Annotated in this window: 3 protein-coding genes; all 3 read left to right on the top strand. The window is 65.3% G+C overall.

Going from position 1 to position 9,297, the window contains the following annotated elements; translation table 11 throughout:
• The first annotated feature begins 1,139 nt into the window (after positions 1-1,139).
• The 3 genes from ACZ5IK_RS42395 (at position 1,140) to ACZ5IK_RS42385 (ending at position 9,175) form a co-directional block, all read left to right on the top strand.
• Positions 1,140-3,257 (top strand): DEAD/DEAH box helicase, encoded by a 2,118-nt coding sequence (locus ACZ5IK_RS42395; RefSeq protein ID WP_465492882.1) that lies wholly within the window; start codon positions 1,140-1,142, stop codon positions 3,255-3,257.
• A gap of 25 nt (positions 3,258-3,282) precedes the next feature.
• Positions 3,283-6,318 (top strand): helicase-related protein, encoded by a 3,036-nt coding sequence (locus tag ACZ5IK_RS42390; protein WP_465492884.1) that lies wholly within the window; start codon positions 3,283-3,285, stop codon positions 6,316-6,318.
• A gap of 439 nt (positions 6,319-6,757) precedes the next feature.
• Positions 6,758-9,175, top strand: a complete 2,418-nt coding sequence (locus ACZ5IK_RS42385; protein WP_465492881.1) for a helicase-related protein — start codon at positions 6,758-6,760, stop codon at positions 9,173-9,175.
• The last annotated feature ends 122 nt before the right edge of the window (positions 9,176-9,297 follow it).

Genomic DNA, 9,297 nt, shown 5'->3' with positions numbered 1-9,297 from the left:
GGAACACCCGCTGCCACCCCTTCACCTGGACCAAAACCGCCGACGAAATCCTGCCCCACGCCACCCGTCAACGAACATCAGACGCGCGACACTAGCAGTTCCTGGAGCGCGACAATGGCCTCTGCTACTTCTCCGGATTCCCCTTGCCAGGATGCGATTTCGCGGCGAGTTATTGAGCAATCGGGGTGGTCAGCACCAAGCACCCTCAGTTGGTCGGCCAGCAGTTGCTGGAGTGCAGTAGCTGCCCCGGTAGCATCTCCGGATTTTCCTTGCCAGCGGGCGAGGTTACCGTGTGTGATCAACCGGCTGGACCACGATTCCAGCGCGAGCCCGGCCTACCGTGGAAGACTGGGATGACCTGCGAACTGGCATACCCTGCTTCAGGGATGGCACAAATCGACCTGCACCCGCTGGGCAGAGAACGCTTACGTGGAAATCGGGACGCTGCCGGGATAGTCGGAGTCCGAGACTGTCACGGTGACCCTGGATGATCCAGCGGTCCATGCCGAGGATGAAGTCGTGACCGGTTTCGGGTACTGGCAGGTGAACAACAGCACGAATCCGGCTATGCCGAGCAGCCCGATGAGCCCGCAGGCACCTCAACTGAAGCCGTCGCTCTCGGACCTCCAGACCAGCCCGCGATCCTCCGCCGGCAAACGGGCCGATAATGACACGATCCAGATTCTCCCGCCGCGAGGACAGAACCGAATGACCCTTTTCAGCCGGGTCTTCCGACCCTCCTCGACCTCCCCCGGTCCGACAACGCTGGGAAATGGACTGTGGCCCTCTCTGCGACAGAGCAGCAGATCTGGTCTCGCCGACCAAAACCGACGGTCATTGTACACCAAATCTCGCGGTATTAATTTCTTCACCAACGAGACTCGGCACCACGAATGGCCCAATATGAAACGGTTCTCGTCAAAATACGACAGCATTAGTGATGACTGCGTCTAGATACGTTACTTAACGAAGGTTTAGACTGCAGTGTCAACCTGTATTACAGCGCCTTCAGCGCAGGCCCTTCACAGTCTTCGAGGTTCTCGGGTTTTGGTCGCGTCCGTGGTCCTGATAGCCCATGCGGCGAATAGCACTGACCGCGCCCGCCGTCACGGTGGGATGACGTGCAGAGATCAGGAAAAATGGACGCTTTCGCTGCTCTCAGCGAGGTTCTCGAGGACTACAAAGCTTTCGTGCGGGGATTTCTCAATATTCGCGACCCGGAAATCTTGGCAAAAGTGCAGCGTGAAGTCGACAACGGGCTGATGTGGCCCGAGCCGTGGCTCGCGCTGAATCCGGCTTTCGAGCCTGGCGGTACTGTCGGTGAGCTCGTCGACCAGGAACTATTGCATCCGGACAATCGAGCCATCTTCCGTGCTCGTACGACGTCCAGCGCCGACGGGCAGGAAATCGCCTTTCACCAGCACCAAGTCGACGCCATCGAGATCGCCGCACGCCGCGAGTCCTACGTCCTGACCACGGGGACCGGATCGGGAAAGTCGATGGCCTACATCGTGCCCATCGTCGATCGCGTCCTGCGAGAAGGGTCCGGGCGAGGTGTCCGCGCGATCATCGTCTACCCGATGAACGCCCTGGCCAACAGTCAGCGTGGCGAGCTCGAGAAGTTCCTCGGCAAGGTCGCACCGCAGGTGACGTTCGAGCGGTATACCGGTCAGGAGAGCCGGGCTGAACGCGACGGTATCCTCGCCCGCCCACCCGACATCCTGCTCACCAACTACGTAATGCTCGAGCTGATGCTGACCCGTCCCCGAGAACGCACGAGTCTCATCACCAGCGCCCGGAACCTGTCGTTCCTTGTGCTCGACGAGCTGCACACCTATCGAGGCCGCCAGGGCGCCGACGTCGCCATGCTGATCCGCCGCCTGCGCAGGGCCGTGGGCGCGGAGCAGCTGCTGTGCGTGGGCACGAGCGCGACCCTTGCCGGTCCTGGCACCAGGGCGGAGCAGCGAGCAGAAGTGGCGATGCTGGCGAGCCGGCTGTTCGGCACACCGATCCCGGCCACCAATGTCGTCGGAGAGTCCCTGCGGCGAGCCACCATCGGCGAGAGCACGACACACCGACTCACCGCGCGAGTGCTCGCGAGCCCGCCAGCCGGCCAGGACGCGTTGCGCCGGGATGATCTGGCGATCTGGATCGAGCAGACCTTCGGGCTGGGTGAGGACGACGAAGGCAGGCTCGCCCGCCTCCCGCCAGTTCGGCTGCAGGACGCTGCGGGGCGGCTCGCCGAGCTGACCGGCACAGATCTCGTTACGTGTGCTCGAGCGCTCCGGGAAACGCTCCTGGTCGGTTCTCGTTCCCGTGACGAAGACGGACGTGCTCTGTTCGCCTTCAAGCTTCACCAGTTCATCGGCAAGGGCGATACCGCCTATGTCACCCTCGACCGTCCCGAGCGGCGATATCTCACGACGCACTATCAGCGCAGCGCTCCCCTGGGGCCAGCGGGTCAGCCGTTATTCCCCCTCGCTTTCTGCCGCGAGTGCGGTCAGGATTTCCTTGTCGTCACCAAGAAAAAGGGTGGTACACGGTTCGAACCTCGTCTGCTCGGTGGAAACCTGGGCGAGCAGGATAACTCCGCAGGACTGCTGCTGATCACTGACAGGGCGTGGCCGGACCGGTCATCCGAGGACTTGCTCGAACTCGTTCCCGACGACTGGATCATGGAGTCCGGGCAGAATCGTGTACTGGACAAGGCGCGCTGGCCGCGGCTGCCGAAGGGCGTCCAGGTGGACGTCTTCGGTGACGTCCGCGACGACGGCGTCACGGCCGCGTTCTTCGAGACATTGCATTTCTGCCCGGCGTGCAAGACCAGCTATGAAAGCGCGTCGCAGTCGGAATTCTCTCGGGTCGCGAGTCTGGGCACAGGAGGCCGAGCCAGCGCGGTGTCCGTCCTGTCCCAGGCGGTGGTGCGTACCTTGCGCGAGGCCGAGGACCTCGAAGCGGAGGCCCGCAAGTTCCTTGTCTTTTTCGGACAACAGGCAGGACGCCAGCCTGCAGGCAGGACATTTCAACGACTTCGTCCTCGTCGGCATGGTCCGATCCGCCCTGTATCAGGCGGCACTGCACCAGCAACGACACCACCCCGACGAGCCGCTCACCGACGAGGATCTCGGCCGCAGGGTGATCGAGTGCCTGAAGGTGAAGATCGGCGACTACGCCCTGAATCCGGATGTCGAATACGCGGCGAAGACGAAGGTCATCCGGGCATTGCGAGAATCGGTCACCTACCGGGTCTGGGCTGATCTGCGGCGCGGCTGGCGGATCACCATGCCCAACCTCGAACAGACCGGCCAGCTTCTGTTGACCTACGCGGGCCTGGACGAGCTGGCAGGCGACGAATCGAAGTGGGCAGCGAAGGGCCAGCCGCTCGCCGGCGCCGATCCCGTCACTCGACTGTTGATCATGGAGACGTTGCTGAACGAATTGCGGCGCAACATCTGCATCGAGTCGTCCTATCTCACCGAGGACCGCTACGAAGACATCAAGCGGGCCAGTCAGGAGTGGCTGCGCGCGCCGTGGGCGCTCACGGATGAACAAGGGGTCTACGCCGCGACCTGCTATGCGGGAGCCCGTCCTCGGGCACCCATCGGAATCGGTCGCGACCTGTATCTGTCCGGCCTGGGCCAGTTCGGACGGTGGCTCCGCCGCCCGGACCGATTCCCGCATCTCACGTCCCGGTTGACCGTGCAGGACGCCAACAAGCTCATCGCCACACTGTTGGGTGTGCTGGCTACCGTCGGCATGCTCGCCAAAGTCGAGGACCGCACCAAACGCACGGGGTACCGCGTCCAGTCCGGCATGATCGAGTGGCGGGCCGGTGACGGCGCACATCGCGCGCCTGATCCCCTCCGCACCAACACTCTCGCAGGCAGGGTCAACCCTTACTTCCGGCGTTTCTACGCGGAGACAGCGACCGGGCTGGCCGGGCTCGAAGCTCGCGAGCACACCGCTCAAGTGAGCCCGGGAAACCGGCAGGACCGCGAACGACGCTTCAGCGACGCGGAACTGCCCGTGTTGTATTGCTCCCCGACGATGGAGCTAGGCGTCGACATCAAGAGCCTCAACGTCGTCGGGATGCGCAACGTGCCGCCTACCCCGGCCAACTACGCGCAGCGTTCCGGCCGCGCGGGACTCTCCGGGCAACCGGCCGTCGTGCTGACCTACTGCGCCACCGGCAACGCCCACGACAACTACTACTTCGGGCGCAGCCAGGACATGGTCGCTGGCGCGGTCGCTCCGCCACGGCTGGAATTGAGCAATCAGGATCTCGTACGCGCCCATGCCCACGCCATCTGGCTGGCCGTCATCGATCTCGACCTCAAGGCGAGTATGACCGACCTGCTCGACGTCGACCTGCCCACGCAGCCACTACGCGAGGACATCGTTTCGAAGATCTCCGGGTCCGCCGCGAAAGCAGCCACGGCCATCAGGACGGTCCTGGGGGCAACCCGCGAGGTGACGAATGCTCCATGGTGGCGTGCCGACTGGATCGACGCCGCCGTCGCCGAAGCACCCCAGCGCTTCCAGCAAGCACTACACCGCTGGCGCGGGCTCTACCGGGAAGCCCGAGCCGAACTCGACTCCGCCAACGAAGTCCTCAAGACCATCGGCGCCTCCGAACCGGCGAAGAGGCGTGCCCGCGGACAGATATCGGAAGCCCGCGCCGCATTGGACCTCCTCAAGGGTGAAACCGATGACGTCAATCAAGGTGACTTCTACCCATACCGCTACTTCGCCTCCGAAGGATTCCTGCCCGGATACTCCTTCCCCAGGCTGCCGCTGGCAGCGTTCATCCCGGCCGAACGTAAGACCCGCCACGGTCAAGGGGACTACGTTCAAAGGCCTAGATTCCTGGCGATCAGCGAGTTCGGCCCGGGGGCGTTCATCTATCACGAAGGCGCCCGTTACGAGGTCAAACGGGTCAGCCTCCCCACCCGTGATGACGGCTCCGGCATCAACGTCACCGAGATCAAACGCTGCCAAGCCTGCGGCTACCTGCATGACAGCAACGGCCCCACCACCCACGAGACCTGCCAGTACTGCGGCTCGGGTGATCTGCTCACCATGAGCCGGATGATGAAGCTGCTCGCAGTGAAAACCCGCCGCCGTGATCGCATCAGCGCTGACGAAGAAGAACGCCAACGCGCCGGACACGAGATCACCACCGCCATCAGGTTCGAACCCTACGGCGAACGCGCCAGCGAACTGAAAAGCACACTCACCGATCACAACGGCGGTCTGCTCGCGAACCTCAGCTACGGCGACACAGCGCTGATCCGCCGGATGAACGTCGGGCTCCGCCGCCGCAAGAACAAGGACGAGCAGGGCTACCTGCTCGACACTCTCGACGGCACGTGGGCCCGCACTGCGGACCTCACCGCCGCGGACGGCTCGACGCTTCCCCAAGGACCCGACGATCGTGTCCAGCGTGTAGTGCCCTACGTCGAGGATCATCGCAACGCCCTGTTGATCAAACTCGCCCCGCACATTGCCAGAGAACAGCGCATCGCCGCGATGTACGCACTCAAACGCGCGATAGAAGCCGAGTTCCAGCTCGAGAGTTCCGAGCTCGCGGCCGAGCCGATGCCCGACCGGACCAGTGACCATGCCTGGTCGGTGCTGTTGATGTTCGAAGCGGCGGAAGGCGGCGCGGGAGTACTTCGCAGACTTGCCACCGAACCGGGCCAGATCCGCCGGGTGGCGCGCCGGGCCATCCAGCTCATGCATTACGACCCCGACACCGGCGCGGATCTCGGCAAGGCCGACCACGCCACCGAACCCTGTGCCCAGGCTTGCTATGACTGCTTGCTGTCCTACAGCAACCAGCTTGATCATCAGGCACTCGATCGCCACGACGTGATCGAGCTGCTCAGTCAGCTCACCACCGCCACCCTCACCGTCGACGACAGCGCCGAGACGGACAGCGGGGAACGACTGGCTCGTTTGGAAGAACACAGCAACGGGCTGGAAAGACAGTTCTTGCGCTTCCTCGCCACCCACGGCTACCGCTTGCCCGACGAGGCCCAGCAGATCGTCGAGGGCTACTACGTCCGCCCCGACTTCACTTTCCTCAGCCCCGACGGAAACGTCGCCATCTTCGTCGACGGCCCGATCCATGACAGCGCGCACCAGGCGATCAAGGACGAGGCGGCCCGGGCCAAGCTCGAGGACGAAGCCGGCTGGCTGGTCCTGCGGTTCCACCACGAGGCCGCACGCACCAGCGCCTGCGGAGATCCGCCGGGCTGGCAACACCTGGTGGCTGGCAATCCGACTGTCTTCGGCACAAGCAAGGACCCGTCATGACCATGACCGAGTTCCGTCCCGGCACCCTCGTCGCCGCGCGCGGCCGCGAATGGCTGGTCCTGCCTGGATCCCCTACGGGCATGCTCCTCGCTCGCCCGCTGGGCGGCCGCGACGACGAGACCACCGTTCTGCTCCCGGACCAGGACAAACCCACAGCCGCGACCTTCGACGCACCGAGCGTCGACGACCGCGGAGACGCCGCCCGCGCCCGCCTCCTTCGCGACGCGCTACGCCTGTCGTTCCGCGCCACGGCCGGGCCGTTCCGACCCTTCGCCCAACTGGCGGTCACCCCACGCAACTACCAGCTCGTCCCGCTGATGATGGCCACCGCGCAGGACACGGCCCGCCTGCTCATCGCCGACGGAGTCGGTGTCGGAAAAACCATCGAAGCGGGCCTGATCGCCGCCGAACTCACAGCGGCGAAGCCCAGCGGCTGGCGGTGCTCTGCTCGCCCCAGCTCGCTCCGCAGTGGCAGTCGGAGCTGCGTACCAAGTTCGGGATCAACGCCGAGCTGCTGCTGCCCTCGACGGCGAACAGGCTGGCACGTTCGGTGCCGTTCGGATCGACCGTCTACGAGCACTACCCGTACCTGATCATCTCCACCGACTACATCAAGCAGCACAGCCGCCGCGACGAGTTCGCCTTGCTCTGCCCCGAATTGGTGATCGTCGACGAGGCGCACACGTGCATCGCACCGACGTCGACGGTCGGCTCCTCCCCAGCACACCAGCGCTACATACTGCTGCGCAAACTCGCCGACGATCAGTCCCGGCACCTGCTGCTGCTCACCGCCACCCCGCACAACGGTGACGACGGCGCCTGGCAACGCCTCGTCGGCCTGCTGGACGGCCGCTTCGCCGAACTGCCCGTCGATCTTTCCGGACCGGACCACGACGAGGACCGCAAGCTGCTCGCGAAGTTCCTCATCCAACGCCAGCGCGCCGACATCCGCGACTACTTGACCGAGGAAACACCCTTCCCCACCCGCGAACGCGCAGAGGAAAGCTACAAGCTCACTCCGGCGTATCGGAAGCTGTTCGATCGCGTGCTCTCCTACTCCCGCGAACAAGTAGGCGATCCGTCGATCGGTGACGTCCGGCGGCGAGTGCGCTGGTGGTCCGCTATCGCGCTACTTCGTTCCATCGCGTCCAGCCCGGCCGCCGCGGAACAGACACTCCTCAACCGCTCTCAACTCGACGACGCCCAGAGCGTGGAAGACGCCGACTCGGTCGCCGGACCCCGCGTGTTCGACGTCGACCTCGACGACACCGTCGACGGCGACGACACCGCCTTGGGCGCCGCCGTCTCCACCAGCGACGGCCCTCACGCCTCGGCCCGTCGGCGCCTGCGCGGTTTCGCCGCCGAAGCCGCCGCTCTACGCGGGGTCAAGTGCGACGCGAAGCTCAAACGCGTCGTCGCCATCGTCAGCGCGCTGGTCGCCGACGGCTACCATCCGATCGTCTTCTGCCGCTACATCCCGACGACGGAGTACGTCGCCGAACATCTCTCGACAGCGCTACGCCGACTGCCCGGCGTACGCGTCGAAGCCATCAGTGGAACCCTTCCTCCAGAGGAACGCGAAGCACGCGTCAAAAACCTCACCGCGCACCCCGGACAGCGGGTCCTCGTCTCGACGGACTGCCTGTCCGAAGGCGTCAACCTCCAGGAAGGCTTCACCGCGGTCGTCCACTACGACCTGGCCTGGAACCCCACCCGCCACGAACAGCGTGAAGGCCGCATCGACCGATTCGGCCAGACCGCGAAGACGGTCCGCGCCGTCACCTACTACGGCTCCGACAACAAGATCGACGGCGTCGTCCTGGACGTTCTCCTTCGACGCCACGAGAGCATTCGCCGCACCACCGGCGTCTCAGTCCCGGTCCCGGCCGACTCCACCACCGTGATGAGCGCGATCTGGGAGTCCCTGCTGTTACGCGGCACCGACCCCCAGCAACTCTCCCTCGACCTCAGCGCGGCCACCGACAACGACACCGCCGACGCCGTCCTCACCCAGTGGATCGACGCCGCGGAACGAGAGAAAGCCTCCCGATCCCGGTTCCGCCAAGCTGCTCTCCACCCCGGTGAGGTGGAAGCCACCCTCGCCGATGTCCGCCGCTCCCTGGGCGGTCCCGCCGACGCCGAACGATTCACGCGGGACGCTCTGGCTCTGCTCTCCGGTCAGCTCACCGACACCGACGACGGGTTCATCGTGCGCATCGACACCCTCCCCCACGCATTGGTCGACCAGCTCCCGGCCACCAAGGCGTCAACACTGCGATTCCACCGGTCCCTGCCCGTCCCACCAGGTGAGCCGCTGCTCACCCGTACAGACCCCACCATCGAGGCACTCGCCCGCTACGTCCTAGACGCCGCTCTAGACCCCCTGCTCCCGGCCACCGCCCGTCCCGCACGCCGGGCCGCCGTCATCCGCACCTCCGCCGTCGACACCGTCACGACCCTGTTGGTCGTCCGGTTCCGCATCGAACTCGTCGTCCCCGGCTCACGCCGCACCATCACTCAGGTAGCCGAAGACGCCCAATTCCTTGGCTTCACCGTGCACAACGGGCTGGTCCGCTGGCTTGACCCGGCCGCGACAGCCGCGCTGCTCCTGGCCCCGCCCACCGCCAACGTCCGCGACGACCTTGCCCGCGGCCAGCTCCAGCATGCCCTGGACCGCCTGCCCGAACTCCAGGCCCACCTGGGCCTCCGCGGCAAAGCGATCGCCACCGAGGCGGTGAAGGCGCACCGCGCGGTGCGCCGCAGCAGTCATGTCGCACTCCGAGGGCTCCAAGCCCGGCTTCTGCCCCCGCCCGACGTCCTCGGCCTCTACCTCTACCTTCCAGATCGGACCACGTAGACCACTCTCACAGCGTTCCGCTCCATTGCCACGGTTGGCACAGTGCTTCCCAGCGAGGCCCTCACCCACGCCGTCGACCTTGGGGATGCCAGGCCAAACAGCGGAGGACTACCAGCTCACCC

It is taken from the genome of Amycolatopsis sp. NPDC031561 (assembly GCF_055580625.1).
This window is presented reverse-complemented; position numbering and strand designations above follow the sequence as displayed.

Bases quoted from the DNA above. Each gene is read 5' to 3' on its own strand.
- ACZ5IK_RS42395 (WP_465492882.1), top strand. From the start codon at position 1,140: ATGGACGCTTTCGCTGCTCTCAGCGAGGTTCTCGAGGACTACAAAGCT.
- ACZ5IK_RS42390 (WP_465492884.1), top strand. From the start codon at position 3,283: ATGCCCAACCTCGAACAGACCGGCCAGCTTCTGTTGACCTACGCGGGC.